Source organism: Pseudomonas sp. Marseille-Q0931, from assembly GCF_940789645.1.
Classification (GTDB): domain Bacteria; phylum Pseudomonadota; class Gammaproteobacteria; order Pseudomonadales; family Pseudomonadaceae; genus Aquipseudomonas.
This window is the reverse complement of sequence record NZ_CALNWT010000003.1, coordinates 60,201-77,490: the sequence shown is the minus strand read 5'-3', so window position 1 is coordinate 77,490 and position 17,290 is coordinate 60,201. Positions and strand designations below refer to the sequence as shown.

General features: G+C 63.0%; 18 protein-coding genes. 6 read left to right on the top strand and 12 right to left on the bottom strand.

What is annotated here, in order from left to right:
* Position 1 precedes the first annotated feature (1 nt).
* On the bottom strand, positions 2–589 hold the full coding sequence (locus P3C50_RS09230; protein ID WP_275545780.1) for an NAD(P)H-dependent oxidoreductase: 588 nt from the start codon (positions 587–589) through the stop codon (positions 2–4).
* A 153-nt stretch (positions 590–742) separates the two neighbouring features.
* On the opposite strand from P3C50_RS09230, the gene P3C50_RS09225 reads away from it, so the two are divergent.
* Together P3C50_RS09225 and P3C50_RS09220 are read left to right on the top strand one after the other, a co-directional pair.
* Positions 743–1,039, top strand: coding sequence for a putative quinol monooxygenase (locus P3C50_RS09225; protein WP_275545779.1), 297 nt, complete (start codon positions 743–745; stop codon positions 1,037–1,039).
* 119 nt (positions 1,040–1,158) lie between these two features.
* Entirely contained in the window at positions 1,159–2,472 is a 1,314-nt protein-coding gene (locus P3C50_RS09220) for a PAS domain-containing methyl-accepting chemotaxis protein (RefSeq protein ID WP_275545778.1), read from the top strand.
* On the opposite strand, the gene P3C50_RS09215 is transcribed toward P3C50_RS09220, so the two are convergent.
* Together P3C50_RS09215 and P3C50_RS09210 are read right to left on the bottom strand one after the other, a co-directional pair.
* Entirely contained in the window at positions 2,469–3,602 is a 1,134-nt protein-coding gene (locus P3C50_RS09215; RefSeq protein ID WP_275545777.1) for a methyl-accepting chemotaxis protein, read from the bottom strand. The genes P3C50_RS09220 and P3C50_RS09215 overlap by 4 nt on opposite strands.
* 180 nt (positions 3,603–3,782) lie before the next feature.
* The gene (locus tag P3C50_RS09210; RefSeq protein ID WP_275545776.1) at positions 3,783–5,792 is read right to left on the bottom strand and encodes a peptidase U32 family protein; all 2,010 of its coding nucleotides are present in this window, start codon (positions 5,790–5,792) and stop codon (positions 3,783–3,785) included.
* A gap of 497 nt (positions 5,793–6,289) precedes the next feature.
* Here P3C50_RS09210 and P3C50_RS09205 point away from each other — a divergent pair, with 497 nt between their 5' ends.
* On the top strand, positions 6,290–6,934 hold the full coding sequence (locus P3C50_RS09205; RefSeq protein ID WP_275545775.1) for a YecA family protein: 645 nt from the start codon (positions 6,290–6,292) through the stop codon (positions 6,932–6,934).
* A 75-nt stretch (positions 6,935–7,009) separates the two neighbouring features.
* On the opposite strand, the gene P3C50_RS09200 is transcribed toward P3C50_RS09205, so the two are convergent.
* From P3C50_RS09200 to P3C50_RS09190, 3 genes are all read right to left on the bottom strand, one after another.
* Positions 7,010–7,831, bottom strand: a complete 822-nt coding sequence (locus P3C50_RS09200) for an HDOD domain-containing protein (protein WP_275545774.1) — start codon at positions 7,829–7,831, stop codon at positions 7,010–7,012.
* A 186-nt stretch (positions 7,832–8,017) separates the two neighbouring features.
* A complete protein-coding gene (gene eco / locus P3C50_RS09195) occupies positions 8,018–8,494 on the bottom strand; it encodes a serine protease inhibitor ecotin (protein ID WP_275545773.1) in 477 nt (158 codons plus the stop codon).
* Between the two features lie 114 nt (positions 8,495–8,608).
* Entirely contained in the window at positions 8,609–9,586 is a 978-nt protein-coding gene (locus P3C50_RS09190) for a LysR family transcriptional regulator (RefSeq protein WP_275545772.1), read from the bottom strand.
* Positions 9,587–9,688: 102 nt separating this feature from the next.
* Between P3C50_RS09190 and P3C50_RS09185 the strand changes: the two genes are divergently transcribed.
* The gene (locus P3C50_RS09185; protein WP_275545771.1) at positions 9,689–9,958 is read left to right on the top strand and encodes a DUF2798 domain-containing protein; all 270 of its coding nucleotides are present in this window, start codon (positions 9,689–9,691) and stop codon (positions 9,956–9,958) included.
* A gap of 28 nt (positions 9,959–9,986) precedes the next feature.
* On the opposite strand, the gene P3C50_RS09180 is transcribed toward P3C50_RS09185, so the two are convergent.
* The 6 genes from P3C50_RS09180 to P3C50_RS09155 form a co-directional block, all read right to left on the bottom strand.
* The gene (locus P3C50_RS09180; RefSeq protein ID WP_275545770.1) at positions 9,987–10,649 is read right to left on the bottom strand and encodes a cytochrome c oxidase assembly protein; all 663 of its coding nucleotides are present in this window, start codon (positions 10,647–10,649) and stop codon (positions 9,987–9,989) included.
* The gene (locus P3C50_RS09175) at positions 10,639–11,229 is read right to left on the bottom strand and encodes an SCO family protein (protein ID WP_275545769.1); all 591 of its coding nucleotides are present in this window, start codon (positions 11,227–11,229) and stop codon (positions 10,639–10,641) included. Before P3C50_RS09175 ends, P3C50_RS09180 begins: the two co-directional genes overlap by 11 nt.
* A gap of 223 nt (positions 11,230–11,452) precedes the next feature.
* Complete coding sequence (locus tag P3C50_RS09170) at positions 11,453–11,800, bottom strand: cupin domain-containing protein (protein WP_013716543.1); 348 nt, start codon at positions 11,798–11,800, stop codon at positions 11,453–11,455.
* Positions 11,801–12,010: 210 nt separating this feature from the next.
* A complete protein-coding gene (locus P3C50_RS09165) occupies positions 12,011–12,451 on the bottom strand; it encodes a phage infection protein (RefSeq protein ID WP_275545768.1) in 441 nt (146 codons plus the stop codon).
* A 190-nt stretch (positions 12,452–12,641) separates the two neighbouring features.
* On the bottom strand, positions 12,642–13,733 hold the full coding sequence (locus P3C50_RS09160; RefSeq protein ID WP_275545767.1) for an SMP-30/gluconolactonase/LRE family protein: 1,092 nt from the start codon (positions 13,731–13,733) through the stop codon (positions 12,642–12,644).
* A gap of 186 nt (positions 13,734–13,919) precedes the next feature.
* Complete coding sequence (locus P3C50_RS09155) at positions 13,920–15,230, bottom strand: methyl-accepting chemotaxis protein (protein WP_275545766.1); 1,311 nt, start codon at positions 15,228–15,230, stop codon at positions 13,920–13,922.
* Positions 15,231–15,400: 170 nt separating this feature from the next.
* Between P3C50_RS09155 and P3C50_RS09150 the strand changes: the two genes are divergently transcribed.
* Entirely contained in the window at positions 15,401–16,144 is a 744-nt protein-coding gene (locus tag P3C50_RS09150) for a class I SAM-dependent DNA methyltransferase (RefSeq protein WP_275545765.1), read from the top strand.
* 109 nt (positions 16,145–16,253) lie between these two features.
* Positions 16,254–17,267, top strand: coding sequence for a sterol desaturase family protein (locus P3C50_RS09145; RefSeq protein ID WP_275545764.1), 1,014 nt, complete (start codon positions 16,254–16,256; stop codon positions 17,265–17,267).
* Positions 17,268–17,290: the final 23 nt, after the last annotated feature.

The following is a 17,290-nucleotide window of genomic DNA, read 5'->3' as shown; positions in this document are numbered from 1 at the left end:
CTCAGTTGACGCCGAACACCTTGGCCAGGTGCTGCTCGTAGCGCTCCACATCGCGCTCGACGTTCGGCACCTTCATCACGTCGTTGCACAGGAACGTGGGCAGGCCGCTCATGCCGAGGAACTCGTTGGCCTTGTGGAAGGGGAAGTACACCGCGTCCACGCCCTTGCCCTCGAAAAAATCGCTGGGGTCTTCGAAGGCCTGCAGCGGCGCGTTCCAGGTCAGCGACAGCATGTATTGCTTACCCTGGATCAGCCCGCCGCTGCCGTACTTCTGCGACGCATCGGAGCGCGTACGGCCGTCATTGGCGTAGAGGCTGCCGTGGCCGGCGGTGAACACCTCATCAAGGTACTTCTTCACCGTCCATGGGGCGCCCATCCACCAGCCGGGCATCTGGTAGATCACCACGTCGGCCCAGAGGATTTTCTGCACTTCATCCTCGACGTCGTAGCCGCCATCGATGAAGGTGGTCTTGATGTCGAAACCGGCGCGGTCGAGGAAGGCCACGGCAGCATCGTGCAGCGTGGCGTTGTACTGGCCGTCGGAATGGGCGAAGGCTTTGCCGCCGTTGAGCAGGAGGATCTTTTTCATCGGGGGTTCTCCAAAAAATGTGGCGGCAGGTTAACGAGCCCCACGCGGGCGAAACACCCCGGAACGCTCAAATTATTGTTGACTGAAAGTCATGAAAGTTAATTTCAATCCTGCGTTAAGGTGAAGCATCTTCATTCTCACGAGACCTTCGTCATGCACGCCTTCATCCTCCACGCTCATACCAGGCCCGAGCAGGCCGAGGCCTTCGAGCAACTGTTTCGCGCCTACATCGAACCCAGCCGCGCTGAGCCTGGCTGCGTCGAATATCACATGCTGCGCGATGCGCTTGATCCGACACTGTTCATCTTCTACGAGGTGTGGGCATCGCGGGAGGCACTGGCGGAGCACACGGCCCTGCCACACATGCGTGAGTTTCATGACAAACGCATGGACTACCTGCGCCACGATTTCGAGATTCGCGAAATCGTCATGCTCAGCCCGGCGGGTTGATCCAGCTGCGCCTACGCTGGCGCCTTTCACCGTCCGCCTTCTATGCTTGCGCTGAAGCTGGCCTGGCTTGACGCCGGGGACAGTCGACCATCTGGAGAACGACTGCTTGGAGAAGGCGCATGTTCGCTAATCGATTGAAGAAGGAGCTGCAGGAGAAAGAGGCCGAGCTGTCGTTGTACAAGCAGCTCTACGAAGGCATCCGGGCGCAGAAGATCATGGTGTCGATCGATCCCGAGAGGCGGATCGTCGACCTGAACGACAAGTTCGCCCGTTTCGTCGGCTATGCACCTGAGCAGCTGAAAGGTCGCCCGCTCAGCGACATCGTGCCGGCTTACGTCAAGGATCTACCATGCTTCAAGAACCTCAGCACCGCGATCAGCTTGGGTGAGTCGGTCAGCGATCGTTATCGTTTCCTGCGGAGCGATGGTGCGCTGGTGTGGGTGCAGGCCTCGTGGATGCCGCTGGCCGACGAGCGCGGCGTTGTGCGGCAGATCCAGTGCATCGGCAGCGAGGTGACCGAGAGCATGAACAAGGCGCGTGAGAACGAAGACTTTATCAACGCGCTGCTGCGCTCCACCGCGGTGATCGAATTCGATCTTCAAGGCCAGGTGCTCACCGCCAACCAGCAATTTCTCGATGCCATGGGCTACAGCCTGGAACGGATCAAGGGCCAGCATCACCGGATCTTCTGTGAGCCGCAGGAGGCGTCGTCCAGCGAGTACGCCCACTTCTGGGAGCGGCTCAACCGTGGCGAGTTCGTCGCCGGGCGTTTCAAACGGGTGGATAGCCACGGTCGGGCCGTCTGGCTGGAGGCCACCTACAACCCGGTGCACGACACGCAGAACCGCCTGTACAAGGTGGTCAAGTTCGCCACCGTGATCACCGAGCAGGTCAACCGCGAGGAGGAGGTCAACGATGCCGCCGACACCGCCTACGGCATCTCTCAGCGCACCGATACCACCGCGCAGCAGGGCGCCCAGGTGGTGACCGAGACGGTGCAGACCATGCAGCGTATCGCCCAGGAGATGACGTCGGCATCCGAAGGGATCGAAGCCCTCGGCAAGCAATCAGTGCTGATCAGCACCATGGTGCAGACCATCGGCGGCATCGCCCAGCAGACCAACCTGCTGGCGCTCAATGCCGCCATCGAGGCTGCGCGGGCGGGCGAGCAGGGACGCGGCTTCGCCGTGGTGGCTGATGAGGTGCGTCAGTTGGCCAGCCGCACCAGCAAGGCCACCGAGGAGATCGTCGGAGTCGTGCAGGACAACCAGCGGCTGGTGGATGCCGCCGTGCGCGATATGGCCAGCAGTCGCGCCCAGGCCGAAACCGGGTTGGCCCTGGCCAACCAGGCGGGCGACGTGATCGTCGAAATTCGCCAGGGCGCCAAGCAGGTTCTCGGCGCAGTGGAGCGATTCGCCCGGCAGTTGCATTAGGCCGGTACAGCCCGCAGACGCGGGCGCTCCACTGGCGTCGTCAGGCCCTTGTCGTGCTCGTCGAGCACCTTCCTGACGATACGCATCACCTCGACGTTGGCGTCCTCCATGGTGGCCAGGTTGTCCAACGTCTCTTGCAGCCGACCTTCGGCGAAGGCAGTGATGGCCTGCGCGCCGCACTGGTGAACCAGCTCGTGCGGATGTTCGATCTGGCGGAACTCGCGGTTGCCCTGCAGCGCCGCGTTGCCTTCGCCGTAGTACCAGCGCCCGAACAGGCACTGCTCTTCGCTGGGCAGGTCGCGGGCATTGCCCTTGCCGTTGAGAATCGCCTGGTAGACCGAGGCCTTGAGCGACAGCTCGGCGAGGTTGGCCAGCTCGATGCCGGAGCGGAAGAACGACTGGCTGATCTCGTGGTGCATGCGCTGCGCCTGGCCGTGAACGTTAAGCATGGCGCCGCTGGCTTCGGTGGTCATGGCTTGGAAATGACCGGCGCTGCCGGCGTGTTGCTGAATTTCCTGCTGGGCGGCATGGATCACGCTCTGGATATCTGCCGTCTCGCGAACGATGTCCTGAGTAGCGCTGGCTGTCTTCTCCGCCAGATCGCGGATTTCACCAGCGACCACGGCGAAGCCGCGACCGGATTCCCCTGCGCGCGCCGCCTCAATGGCGGCATTGAGTGCCAGCAGGTTGGTCTGGCTGGCGATACTGCCGATAAGGCCGACGATGCGGTCGATTTCACTGGCGCGCTTGACCAGTTCCGATATGCGCTGATTCAGGCTGGCCAGGCCGTCCTCCATGCGTTGCGACTCCTCTTGCAACTGGCCGAACTTGAGTTTGTTCTGAATCGCGGCATTGGCCACGTCCTGGGCGCGGCGATTGTTCTCATCGAGACGCGCATTGAGATAACTGAAGGAGTCGCCAACATGCTCGATGGATAGGCCGAACTTGAGCAGATTACCCGCCAGCCCCTGGTAGAAGCTCAGGTCGCTCTGCAGCCGGGTGTCTTCCTGGCTGGCCTGCAATGCGCTGCGCAGATGTTGGGTTTCCTGCTCACTGGCGGTGAGGCGAGCGAGTAGGGCCTGATGGTCGGCTTCGAGGCTGCGATGGCGTTTGGCGCTGACGAAAAACATGGCGGTATCCGGCACGAAAGGAAGAGGTCACGGAGGACATTTCAGGTTTCGTGCCAGCACCTGGCTTCTTGAAAATCAACGGCTTAGCGTTGCGAAGTCACTATGACTTGATGTCAAACTGACATGTCGTGGTGTTAATGACCTGATGTAGCACCGGCCTGTCGCCAGGCCGGCAAGGTGTCAATGACTGTAGCCCGGCTTCTGGCGAATGGTCTTGAGCAGGTCGTCCGGGCTTATATGACCGACCACCTGGGTGGCGGCGCTGCCTGGCTGCGGTAGGTCGAGGATGTGGCCCTTCATCTTGCCGATCACGTGCATCTCGCACGGTTTGCAATCGAACTTCAGGGTCAGCACTTCGTCGCCGTGTACCAGTTGCATCGGCGCCACCTTGGTGCGCACGCCGGTCACGCCCTTGGCCTGCTTGGGGCACAGGTTGAAGGAAAAACGCAGGCAGTGCTTGGTGATCATCACTGGCACCTCGCCTTCTTCTTCGTGGGCCTCGTAAGCAGCGTCGATCAGTTGTACGCCGTGGCGGTGGTAGAACTCGCGGGCCTTGTGGTTGTACACGTTGGCCAGGAACGACAGGTGCGACTCGGGGTACACCGGCGGCGGGTTGCTCTCGGCCTTGCGGCGGCCGCGCGGGTGGGCCGCGACGCGGGCTTCGGTCAGCGCCTCGATGGCCTCGCGGCGCAGGCTTTTCAGCTGCGAGTTAGGCACGAAGAACGCCTGCGGTGCATCCAGGGTGACGCCTTGGGCGTGGTAGATGGTGGTGCCGAGCTGGGTGAGCAGGTCGCGCAGGCCGTCGAGCGCCTGTTCCGGCTTGTTGGCCACGCCGAACGGGCCGGGCAGGGCGACGTCGACGCTGATGCCTTCTTCGCTTGTGGCGGTGAGCTTGAGGGCGTCTTCACGCAACTCGGCCTTCCAGCTCACGCCGATGCGTCGTTCTGCCGAGGTTTTCTGCAGCGCCTGTTGCCAGTTATGGTCGAGGTTGCGCGAGAGCGGGTGATTCGGGCGCAGGCGGAACAGGCCTTCGGGCATCTCGTTGGGTTCAACGCGATAGCGGTAGCGCTTCTCGCCATCCTCTTCGAACTCACCTTTCAACTCAGCGATATTGGCGCGGAAACCGACGACTTCGCGCTTGACCAGCACGTTGAGGCCGTCGCCGTTGGACAGCGGTTCATGGGTGACGGCGATCAGGTCGCGCTTGCCCACCTTTTCGACGTGGCCGACAGCGAGCCCGGTAAAGGTCGGCGAGTCGAAGGCGCCGATGTCCACCTTGCGCTCGGTGACGAAGTAGTCGGTGCTGCCGCGGTGGAAGGTCTTGTCCGGATCTGGCACGAAGAAGTGCGCGGTGCGGCCGCTGGAGGCGCGGGCGAGATACGGGCGGTCTTCGAGAATCGCGTCGAGTTCGCGGCGGTAGTGAGCGGTGATGTTCTTCACGTAGGCCACATCCTTGTAGCGGCCCTCGATCTTGAACGAGCGCACACCCGCCTCGACCAGGGCGCGCAGGTTGGCGCTCTGGTTGTTGTCCTTCATCGACAGCAGGTGTTTCTCGAAGGCGATCACGCCGCCTTTTTCATCCTTGAGTGTGTAGGGCAGGCGGCAGGCCTGAGAGCAGTCGCCGCGGTTGGCGCTGCGCCCGGTCTGCGCGTGAGAGATGTTGCACTGCCCGGAGAAGGCCACGCACAGCGCGCCGTGGATGAAGAATTCGATGGCGGCATCGGTTTCATCGGCGATGGCACGGATTTCCTGCAGGTTCAGCTCGCGGGCCAGCACCAGTTGGGAGAAGCCAGCCTGGTCGAGAAACTTGGCGCGGCCCAGGGTGCGGATATCGGTCTGGGTACTGGCGTGCAGCTCGATGGGCGGAATGTCCAGGTCCAGCACACCCAGGTCTTGCACGATCAACGCGTCCACGCCGGCATCGTAGAGTTGATGGATCAGCGCGCGCGCCGGCTCCAGCTCGTCGTCATGCAGGATGGTATTGATGGTGGTGAAGATGCGCGCGTGGTAGCGGCGGGCGAATTCCACCAGTCTGGCGATATCGCTCACCTCGTTGCAGGCGTTGTGCCGCGCGCCGAAGCTCGGGCCGCCGATGTAGACGGCGTCGGCGCCATGCAGGATGGCCTCGCGGGCGATCTCGACGTCGCGGGCAGGGCTGAGCAGTTCCAGGTGGTTCTTGGGCAAGGACATGGTTCTTTCTTTATCAGGCGGCACGGGCAAGCTGCGCATTGTAGCGGCAGCCCGTGGCATCGGCACCCGTCCCGACGAGCGTACCTGCGACGAAGCCTGGAAACGGCCTCTATTGGGAAGGAGCGAATTTATTCGCGATCATCGTCGTGTGCCCAAGCCTTCGCGAATAAATTCGCTCCTACCGGTCATGCGTCCCGGTGTCCTGCGCGCAGAAGAGGCCTTTTGCAGGCTGGAAAGGTCGAATGCAATCAGGCCTCCGGGGCGAAGGCAGCCAAGCGCCTGCGGCCCTCAGTGAACAGCATTACCCATGTAGGAGCGAATTTATTCGCGATCATGGGCGGGCATGGAGCTAAAGCCTATCGCGAATAAATTCGCTCCTACGGGTATGTTGGGGCTGCAAATTCTGGCGCTTCCAGGCCGGCAGGGCCGGCGGTCAGGCTGTTTCGCGACGGCCAACTGTGGGACAGTAGCGCCCTTTTTCAGCGGGAGGCGTGGCGATGGACAACAGAGGGTTGGAGAAGCTCGATCAGTGGCTGCTCAAGTACGGCAACGATGACTCGATCCTCTCTGCCAGCGAACTGGACGGCTATTTCGCCGCCATTGTCTCTGCGCCGCGCCAGGTCGCGCCGGCCGTCTGGTATTCGGCGATCTGGGCCGACCAGCCACCGCAATGGCCGAGCGACAAGGACGGCGAGCGCTTCATGAAGCTGGCGGTGGAGCTGATGAGCGAAGCCACCTACATGCTCAGCGAAGAGCCGGACGACTACGAGGCGATCTTCCTCGCCGACGACAACGGCAAGGGCGAAAAACTGATCGTTTCCGAATGGTGCGCCGGCTACCTGCGAGGCGCGGCGGTAGCCGGCTGGCTGGAAGCCTCGCTACCCGACTCGGTCGCGGCAGCGCTGGCGTTGATCACCCTGCACGGCGACGAAAGCGGCACCGAGACGCTCAAGGCCATGTCCGACGCGGAATATGACGTCAGCACGGCGCTGATCGAGCCGGCTGCTGTCGAGCTCTACGAGTACTGGCAGCAGAACCTCGAGCCGGTGCTGCCGGTGCGCCGTGACGACACCAAGGTGGGTCGCAATGACCCTTGCACCTGTGGCAGTGGCAAGAAATACAAGCAGTGCTGCATGCGCTGACTCTCTCTGCCGCAGCCGGCCGGCTTGGGTTCGATACCTGCGCCAGCCGGCGGCTGCATGGCCGGGTGATGCCGCTCAGCTGAGCAGTTCGGCAAACGCCTTGTCCGCCTCCAGCACCGCCGGCAGCGCCTCGAACAGCTTGTCCAGGTCGACCTCTTCGAACAACGGGCCTTCCAGGCTCTGTCTGGCCTGCTCGTTGACACCGTGCGAGTCGATGCATTCGGCCACGGTCACCGACTGGGCCAGCAGGCGCGCATAGCGACTGTCACCGGGCGACTGGGTTGGACGCGCCTGATAGGCGATGGCGTGCTGGATCAGTGCCGGCAACTGCCAGCGCCGCGTCAGTTCGGCGCCGACCTCGGGGTAACCGAAGCCCAGTTGCAGGGTCTCCTCGGCGGCGTGGGCAGCTGCCTCGCGTTTCGGGTGACGGTTCATGCGCCGGGCGAAATCCGGCGCGCCGGTCTGGATCAGCAACTCGCCAATGTTGTGCATCATGCCGCAGGTGAAGGCCGCGTCGGTGTCCAGCTTTAACTGCTTGGCCAGGCAGCGGGCGATACTGGCGACGCGGAAGCTGCGAATCCAGAACCCCTTGAGGTCGAAGCCGGTGTCGGTCTTGAACGCGCCCGTCATGGCCGAGGCAAGCACCAGCGTACGCAGGGTGTTGAAGCCCAGGCGCATGGCGGCGTCCTCAACGCTCACCGCTTCGCGCGCGCCGCGAAAACGGGGCGAGTTGGCCAGGCGCAATACCTTGGCGGCGATAACCGGGTCACGCTCGATGTTGCGCGCCACGCTTTCCAGGCTGGAGGAGGGGTTGTCGAACTGTTGGATCAGCTCCTGCGCGACCTTCGGAATGCTGGGCAGGGTGTGCAGTTGGGCAAAGAGACTTTCGATATCCATGTTGGCTCCGGTGGCTACGGGCGCGGCTCTGGCGCTCGGTGAGAAGGTGCTCTTTGAGCATAGTCGCGCCGGCCATCGCATCCAGTCTCACAGCCGCTTGCTAGAGCTTTTTTCACCGCCCGGCCCGCTCTCGCACAAGCGCCACGAAGCACCGGCCGTTCACGGCCGGTGCGGCAGGGCTCGACGTTACTGACGCGGCGCCACACTGCTCTCGCCGGAAGCCGACCACAGGCGATAGCGCACCTCGATATCGTCCGGCGCGTAGATCACCAGCGGCAGCTTGCTGTTGTAGCGCACCAACTGCGGCTCGCCGCCGACGCGTACGAATGCCTGCTTGCGGCTGCCGTCCGGGCAGGCCATCAGCGTGCTAACAGCCGGGCCGACCTGGCCCAGTTCGTAATAGCTGTAGCCCCAGCCTTCCACGGTCTTTTCCTGCCACTGGCCGCCCAGGCGGTGTTGGTTGCAGTCCACTTCCAGCGTCTTGCCGGCGATGATCTCCACCCTGTACTCGGCTTCGTTGGCTTGCGCCGGCAGCTCGATCACATGGCGGCTATAGCCTTCGCCGGCTGCAGGGTAGGGTTTCAGCGACTCGGGGGTGGCGGCGCAGGCCGCCAGCGGCAGCGCGCAGGCGAGGGTGAACAACGGCAGTTTGAGTCGGTTCATGATTATTCCTTGCTGAAAGGCCTTTTGAGCCATCCGTGATTGGGAAGACGCCGGATCGGCGGAACAGCACAGACCCTTCTCGATAGGCCAGGTTCCCGCGCTTTGCAAGCGGCCTCAGGTGCCATGCCAGGGCGCCTCGGCGGAAGGCTGCAAATCGGCGGGCAGGGCGTGCTGCAGGTAATCCATGAACAGACGCACCTTGGGCGTCAGCTCGTAGCGGTCACGCACGCACAGGTAATAGTCCAGCGGAGCGCTGGTGGCCCGGCTGAGGGTGGGTGTGGCCGAGGAGAACAGTTCGACCAGTTCGCCGCGGGCCAGGTAGGGATCGGCGACGAAGGACGCCAGCCGGGTGATACCCCCGCCTGCCGCGGCGCACTGGGCGAGGGCATCGATGTCGTTGCTGCTCATGCCGACCCTGACCTGGGCATCGAAATGCACGCCTTCGCGCACGAAGCCCCAGCGCAGGAAGCGCCCGTCGGTAGCGAAGCGAAACAGCAGGCAGTCATGGTCGCGCAATTGCTCTGGCTCGCTGGGGCGCCCGGCACGTTCCAAATATTCCGGCGCCGCGCAGAAGCGCGTCTGCGCCGTGGCGATGCGCCTGGCCACCAGGCCGTCCTGCAACTGCTGGGCGATATGGATGCTGAGGTCCACGCCCTCCTGGACGTGATCGACGACGGCATCGGTGGTCAGCAGTTCGCAGCGGATGCGCGGGTGCTGCGCCATGAAGCCGGGAATCAGCGGGGCCAGCACGTGACGACCGAACGCGGCGCTGGCAGCGATGCGCAACTGGCCACGCGGTTGATCCTGCAGGTCGGCGACGGCGGCGCGGGCCAGCTCCAGCTCCTGAAGCACCGCTTGCACGCGCTCGAAGTACAGCGCACCGGCGTCGGTCAGTGCCAGGCTACGGGTGGTGCGGGTGAGCAGGCGCAGCCCCAGGCTCTGTTCCAGGCGGGCGATGTTCTGGCTCGCGGCGGCTGCGCTGATGCCCAGCAGGCGCGCGCCAGCAGCGATGCTGCCGCTCTCCACGGCCTTCACGAAGCTCTCCAGGCCGCGCAGGGTGTCCGTGCTTTTGCTTTCCAATGCGTCATCCATTCGTAAGTTGAGCTTGATACTCAACTTACCTTTCGCCCTCTACCGTCGCAATCGCCTTCGTCGTTAGAGTGCGCTGCACTTTCATCGACCAGAGAAACCAATATGTCCGATCTCGAACTCGCGCCAGGCGTCACGCGCAATTGGAAACTGCCTGCGCGCGCCATGCCCGTGGCCTTTGCCTTTTTCATGTCGGGCATCATGGCCATGCTCATGTCGCTGGTAATTACCGCTGCAAACCGCGGTATCGGCGAGGGTTACGTGCAGGCGGTGCTGAGCGCCTACAGCCTGGCGATGCCGGTGGCGTTCGTCTGTGTGATGCTGGTGCGGCCGATCGTGCTCAAACTGGTGAGCCTGACCGTACGCTCGCCGTGAAAGACATGATGGCGGCCTGCAGGCGTCACTAACGGGCGGGCCCTTGCTCGTCGGCGATCAGGGGCTCGTCATCCCTGAGCAAGCGACCTGCCAGCGCCAGCGTGGCGCCGAGATAGACCACCGCACTCCAGCCCGCCATCAGCATGCCGCCCAGGCGCTGATCGTCCAGGGCCTGCAGGCCGAAAGCGCCCAGGCAAAGCTCGGGAGGATAGATGAGCTGGGGCGCCATGATCAGCACCAGACCCAGCATGGTCATATGGGCGAACGTCAGGAAAAAGCCGCACAGCGTCAGCACCAGCCCCTGCTGTGAGCGCCTGGCGAAACCCAGTAACCAGATGGCCAGGCCAACGGCAAGGAAGCTGACCTGCTGCAGGACGAAAAGGGAAGTGTGCAGCGCGGCGGCTTCATGCAGCGCCGGCAGATGCCAACCCCATACCACCAGCAACTCGGCGAGGAAGGCCAGGCTCAGCCAGGTCGCGCTGGCGTAGCGGTCGAGGCACAGCCCGGCGCGCGCAAGGCCGATGGCCAGCAGCGGGGCAGCGAGCGCCACGACGCCCAGGTGCAGCATCATGTGCAGCGAGAACGCCGTGCGGCTCATGGCAGGCAACGGGCCCAGCCAGAGCACCGCCAGTACCAGCAGGCCCAGGTACAGGGGCCAGTTAGGTGATGTTTCGGCGCTTTCAGTCCGCATCGAGGTAGTCACCGATACTGCTTGCCAGGTGCTCGGGCGTGACGTTCTGTGCGAACAGTTCAACCAGGCGTCCGTCAGGAGCCACCAGGTAGAGGCTGGTGGTGTGATCGAGCAGGTAGGTACCGCTGCCCTCGCGCCGCGACACATATACCCCATAGGCGTCGGCGGCCTGCATGACCTGCCCGACGCTACCGCTCAGGCCGAGAATGCGCGGGTCGAAGAAACCCGTATAGCGCTGCAGAAGCTGCGGGCTGTCGCGTTCCGGGTCTAGGGTGATGAACAGGGGTTGCACGTGTTGGCTGCGTGGCCCGAGCTTGTCCAGCGTCTTGGCGACCGTGGCCAGGGTGGTCGGGCATACGTCCGGGCAATGGGTGAAGCCAAAGGACAGCAGGAGCCAGCGTTCGGCAAAACTGTTCTGGTCAAGGAGTCGGCCCTGATGATCGACCAACTCGAATGCCCCGGCGACTTCCCCGACCAGTGCCGCCGGTGGTACGGCGGCCGGCCAGAACCTGTAGGCCAGCGGCAACCCCGCCAGCAGCAGGCCGATGCAAATTGCCGTGCCCCATAATGATCGCCTCATCCTGCCCTCTCGCATGCATCCCGATCTCTAAAGACCCGCAATCGGCCATTGGGTGCCCGAAATATCTGTCGTTTGCATGATGGCCGGGCATGCTCGGCTCGAAGAGCTCGATGCTGGCGGATGAGGCAGGGCTGAATGCCTGGGAGGGGCGGTATTGCTCGTACTCAATGGCGGACGAGTTGGTGGGCGCCATGTCGGCGCGCACCGTACTGAGGTGCAGCGATCAGGCGAAAACGAAGTACTTGCGTACGGTCTCGACCACTTCCCAGGTGCCCTTCATGCCGGGCTCGACCACGAAGATATCGCCAGCCTTGAGGTGAATCGGCTCCATGCCGTCCGGGGTGATGATGCAGTAGCCTTCTTGGAAGTGGCAGTACTCCCACTTCACGTACTCCACGCGCCATTTGCCGGGCGTGCAGATCCAGGTTCCCATGATCTTGCTGCCATCGTCGGAGGTGTAGGCGTTGAGGTTGACGGTGTGCGGGTCACCTTCGATGCGCTCCCACTTGCAGGCATCGACGACGGGCATCGGCTGGGTATCGCGCAGTACGGTGATCGGTTTGTTGGCCATGTGGCGCTCCGGTGTCGGTCAGAAAGGGCCTTTACCATAGAGCGGGGGCGCAGCGGTCGGTTGCCGGGGCGCGACACGGGGCTATTCATTCGCGCTGTGCGTGCGGGACCTTCAGGGCCGTAAAGAACAAGGCCGGCTTATCAGGCCGGCCTTGCGGGGCTGCGCTTGCCATCGAGTCATACGACGTTCTCGATCAGTGGTGGAAGTGGATCAGGCAGTGCGGTTCTGGATCAGGCGATCGGAACCACCCTCGGCGACGCGATTCTGGATCAGGCGATCGGAGCCACCCTCGGCGACGCGGTTCTGGATCAGACGATCGGAGCCACCTTCGGCGACGCGGTTCTGGATTAGGCGATCGGAGCCACCTTCGGCGATGCGGCTTTCGATCAGGCGATCAGAGCCGCCTTCGGCGATGCGGCTCTCGATCAGACGGTCGGAACCACCTTCGGCGATGCGGTTCTGAATCAGGCGATCGGAGCCACCTTCGGCGACGCGGTTCTGGATCAGACGGTCGGAACCACCTTCGGCGATGCGGCTCTCGATCAGGCGATCGGAACCACCTTCGGCAACGATGGGTTGGGCGGAAGAAGCGGCGAATACGTTGGCTGCCAGTACGGAGAAAGCGAAGCTGAGGATGAGTTGGCGTTTCATTGTGTCGTGCTCCAGCAGGGTTGTGGTCGGGTCTGGAGCAGATGTTACGCATTGGATTTTTTCAGAGAACTTCATTGGCATGATGGTGAACATCGATGCCGCTGATGCTTGCTGAAACGCGCGAAATAGAGTGTTCAAAGCCGTCTGGAAGGGGAAGCAGGCCACGGCCGGATCGGCCGTGGCGCAGTCGTCACTGGACGAAGGTGGCACCGCGTGCGTTGATGAACAGCGAATAGATGCCATGGCTGCTGGCCATGAACAGGCGATTGCCTTTCTCGCCGCCAAAGCACAGGTTGGCGCAGCGCTCCGGCAGGCTGATATGGCCGATGGCCTTGCCCTGCGGGTTGAACACGCGCACGCCATCGAGTTTTTCCGGGTCGCTGTCGGCCGAGCCGTTGCTGCCCCAGCCGCACCACAGGTTGCCAAACTCGTCGCACTTGATGCCATCCAGCGCGCCGGTGTCGGTGGCTTCGATGTGTTTGCGGCGTTGACCGAGGCTGCCGTCGTCGTTCACCTGATATGCCCATACCAGGCGATGCGGCTTGGCGCGACCCTCGACGATGTACAGGGTCTTCTCGTCCGGCGAGAAGCACAGGCCGTTGGGGCCGGCCAGATCGTCGATCACACGGGTGACCTGCTGCGTCTCGCCGTCGATGCGGTAGACGCCATGGGGCAGCTCCGGCTCGATCTTGTAACCCTCGTAGAAGTTACCGGTCTGGAAGGGCGGGTCGGTGAACCAGACCGAGCCGTCGCGCTTGACCACCAGGTCGTTCGGCGAGTTGAAGCGTTTGCCCTCGAAGGTGTCGGCCAGCACGGTGATGCTGCCGTCGTGTTCGGTGCGGGTGATGCGTCGGCCAACGTCCTGGGTGGTCGAGCCTTCGCAAGCGATCAGCCGGCCCTGGCGGTCGCGTACCAGGCCATTGGCATAGTTCGACGGCTGGCGATAGACGGCCAGCGACTGGCTGATTTCGTCCCAGCGCATGATGCGGTTGTTGGGAATGTCGCTAACCAGCAGGTAGCGACCGTCACCGAACCACACCGGACCTTCGGCCCAGCGGATGCCGTCGGCAAGTTTTTCCACGCTGGCGTTGAACAGGCGTAATTGCAGGAAGCTGTCATCCAGCGCCTTCACCGCGCCGGACGGGTAACGCAGATCGAGGGGTTGCGTGGCGTTGGCCAGTTGCGGCAGCAGAGAGGCAGCGCCGGCGGCGGCAGCGGAGCAGACCAGCGATTGCTTGAGAAATTGGCGGCGTGAGCCGACGGGGCGTTGTTCGTCATTCATTGGGAGGTTTCCTTGTTGTTCTTGTTGATAGTGGATGCGACTCAGGAAACTTATACGATGTATGACGACATTGGAAACCCTGTCACCCAACTCGTTCAGGATATTCGTGAATTGGCTTTGGATCGGGCCATTCAGGGTTTCATGGAGGATCAGGTTGTGTGATGACTAAGCGGCGGTATCGTGAGATCACAACTGCGTAGCGAAAATCTCTACCGCCTTGACCACGCGCCGCGCGCCATCCTGGATTTCCTCGATGACCTGGCCAGCCTGGCCCGACAGTTCGAGGCCCAGCTCGGCCTGGCTCTTGCCGCGGTCAATGATCTCTACCGCGCGCTCGGCCAATTGCTGGTTCTGACTGACCACCGAGGTGATTTCCACCGTTGCTGCGCTGGTTCGGGAGGCCAACTGCCGAACCTCATCGGCTACCACCGCGAAGCCGCGCCCCTGGTCACCGGCACGCGCCGCCTCGATGGCCGCGTTCAGCGCCAGCAGGTTGGTCTGGTCGGCGATGCTGCTGATGTTCTTGACGATGGAGCCGATGAGCTGGGATTGCTTGTCCAGCGCCTCGATACCTTGTGCGGCTTCCTGCATGCGCGTGGCCAGTTCGGTCATGGCGTCGAGCATCTGCTGTACCACCGAGGCGCCGTTGCGCGCGCTTTCGTCGGTGCCCTTGGAGGTCTCGAACGCAATGCCGGCGGCCTGGGCCACGGCCTCCTCGCGCTGCACCTGATCGGTGATCACCGTGGCGAACTTGACCACCTTGTACAGCTGGTCGTGGGCGTCGGTGATGGGGTTGTAGGAGGCCTCCAGCCACACGTCGCGGCCGTGGCTATCCAGGCGGCGAAAGCGGTTGACGACGAATTCGCCTCGGCGCAATTGCTCCCAGAACCGTTGGTACTCGAGGGAGTTGTATTCGCTCGGGTCGCAGAATATGCGGTGATGCTTGCCCTGGATCTGCGCCAGGCTATAGCCCATGGAATCGAGAAAGCGCTGGTTGGCGGTCAGCACTTCACCGTTCAGATTGAATTCGATCACCGCGGTGGAGCGCTGCAAGGCCTTGATCAGGTTTTCATGCTCGCGCGAGGTCTCGATGGTGCGGGTCAGGTCGCTGGCATGGATGGAAAAGTAGCGAATACGCCCGCCGCTATCACGCACCGGCTGCAGGATCGAGCGCAGCCAGGCTTCCTCGCCATTGCCGCGCAGCAGGCGGATCACCCCGGCAAGGTGCTCGCCACGCTCCAGCGCCTGGCGCACGCGGTGGTGGAAGTCGAGACTGCGCACATGCTCGGGAATCATTGCCAGCAGGGACTGACCTTGCAGGCGCTGCGGCGTATAGCCCATCTCACCGAGGAAATTGTCGTTGGCGCGCTCGATGCGACCTTGCGGGTCGAGGATCAACACCAGCATTTCCTCTTCCAGGCTGGCGCGCACCTGCTCCACGGAAGAGAGGTCCTCACGCAGTGCCTGCAACTCCTGCTTCAGTCGTCCATTGAACATGTGGGCCATCTCGCTGAGTGTTGACGTCATTGTTTCGGCTGCAAACGTCAGGAGTTTAGCGGGGTCGTAGCCTGTGCAAAAAAGCGAGTAGCGCGGTGATATTTTCCCTATCGGCGCGCGGCTGCGCTTGGGATATGATGCGCGCCCCTCGGCTCCCCTGGCGGGTCATCATGTCCGGCAACGCTCTCTATACCGACCTGTCGGGCTATTACGACCTGATGTGCGCGGACATCGACTACGCCGCGCAGAGCCACTGCGTGCAGCGCCTGCAGCAGCTGTTCGGCAATGGCGGCAAACGCCACCTCGACCTGGCCTGCGGCACCGGCCCGCATGTGCGCCATTTCCTCAATGCCGGCTACGCCAGCAGCGGGCTGGACATCAACCAGCCGATGCTCGACCGCGCCGCCCAGCGCTGCCCCGAGGCGCGCTTTTCCCGGCAGGACATGTGCAGCTTCCAGGTCGACGAGCCGCTGGATCTGATCACCTGCTTTCTCTACTCCATCCATTACAGCGCCAGCATCGAACGGCTCAAGGCCTGCATCGCCAGCGTGCACGCCGCCCTGGCGCCGGGCGGGGTGTTCTGCTTCAACGCCGTGGACAAGCAGCGCATCGACAACGCCTCGTTCGTTTCCCATAGTGCTTTGCATGCCGAAGGGCAGTTTCGTTTCAGCTCCGGCTGGTACTACCGCGGCGAAGGCGAGCAGCAGGCACTGCGCCTGCGCATCGAGCGCACCCTGGGTGAGCAGAGCGAGATCTGGCACGACGAGCACCCGATGGTGGCGGTGAGCTTCGCCGAATTGCAGGCCCTGCTGGCGCCGTATTTCGAGATGCAGGTGCTGGAGCACGACTATCAGCGGCTGGTCCCGTGGGATGGCAACTCCGGCAATGCGCTATTCGCCTGCAGCAAGCGCTGAACGGCAAGTGGCCGGGCCGCACGGCAGATGCCGGGGGTAACTATTCTCATTTGCTAAAACATCATTCTTGCTTATCATTCCGCCACTTTTGCCTGGGGAGGTTGGAGTGATGCAAGAGCTGTCGCTGGCAGCCACTCCGTTGACTGAGCTGCTGGCCGTTCTGGCCAGGCAGTTTCAGGGGCTTTTCGACCTGAATGGGCGTATCGGCCTGGTCTTCATCCTGCTTTCCTACAGCGTGGCCTACCTGCTTTACCGCCGGCGTCGCGTGAGCAGCGGCATTGCATCGTTCTGGCAGTTCATCGGTGGGCGCCAGGTGCTGCTGCATCCTTCGGCGCTGCTCGACTACCGCTACTACTTCATCCGCGCTCTGCTGCGCGTGCTGCTGATCGTTCCGGTGATCGGCCTGGTTGATCCCTACGTGTTGCATTCGGCCGACTACATGGCCTTCTTCACCAACCTCTGGGGCGCGCGGCCGCAACTGGGTGAAAATCTCGGCCTGAGCCTGCTCTATGGCCTGGGCGTGTTCCTGATCAACGATTTCGCCAGCTACTGGACGCACCGCGCCTTCCACTCACGCTGGCTTTGGGAGTTCCACAAGGTTCACCACGTCGCACCCGTGCTGGTGCCGCTTACCGCCAGCCGAGTGCATGTCGTGGAAAAACTCGCCGACAGCTTGCTTACGCTGGTGCTGCTGGGCGCCTACTCCGGGACGTTCTGGTACCTGTGCGGGGGCGAGATCAGTCGCTACACGCTGTTTGGCGTGACCTACCTGGTGTTCATCTTCAACTGCCTGGCGGCCAATCTGCGCCATACGCACATCTGGCTCTCCTTCGGGCCCAGGTTGGAACACCTGCTCAACAGTCCGGCGCAGCATCAGATCCACCACAGCGATGCCCCGCGTCACTTCCACAAGAACTTCGGCACCAATCTGTCGATCTGGGACTGGATGTTCGGCACGCTCTACACCACCACGGACACCCCGGAGCCGCTCAGCTTCGGCACGGCCGAACGCGATGCGCATCGCTACCAGAGCCTGTACAGCCTGATCGTGCTGCCGTTCATCGACACTGCGCGCAAGGCGCTGCACAGCATCGAAGGGCGAAGCCTGCGCCGAAGGGTTTAGCGCAGACGGCGCCGCGGCCATCC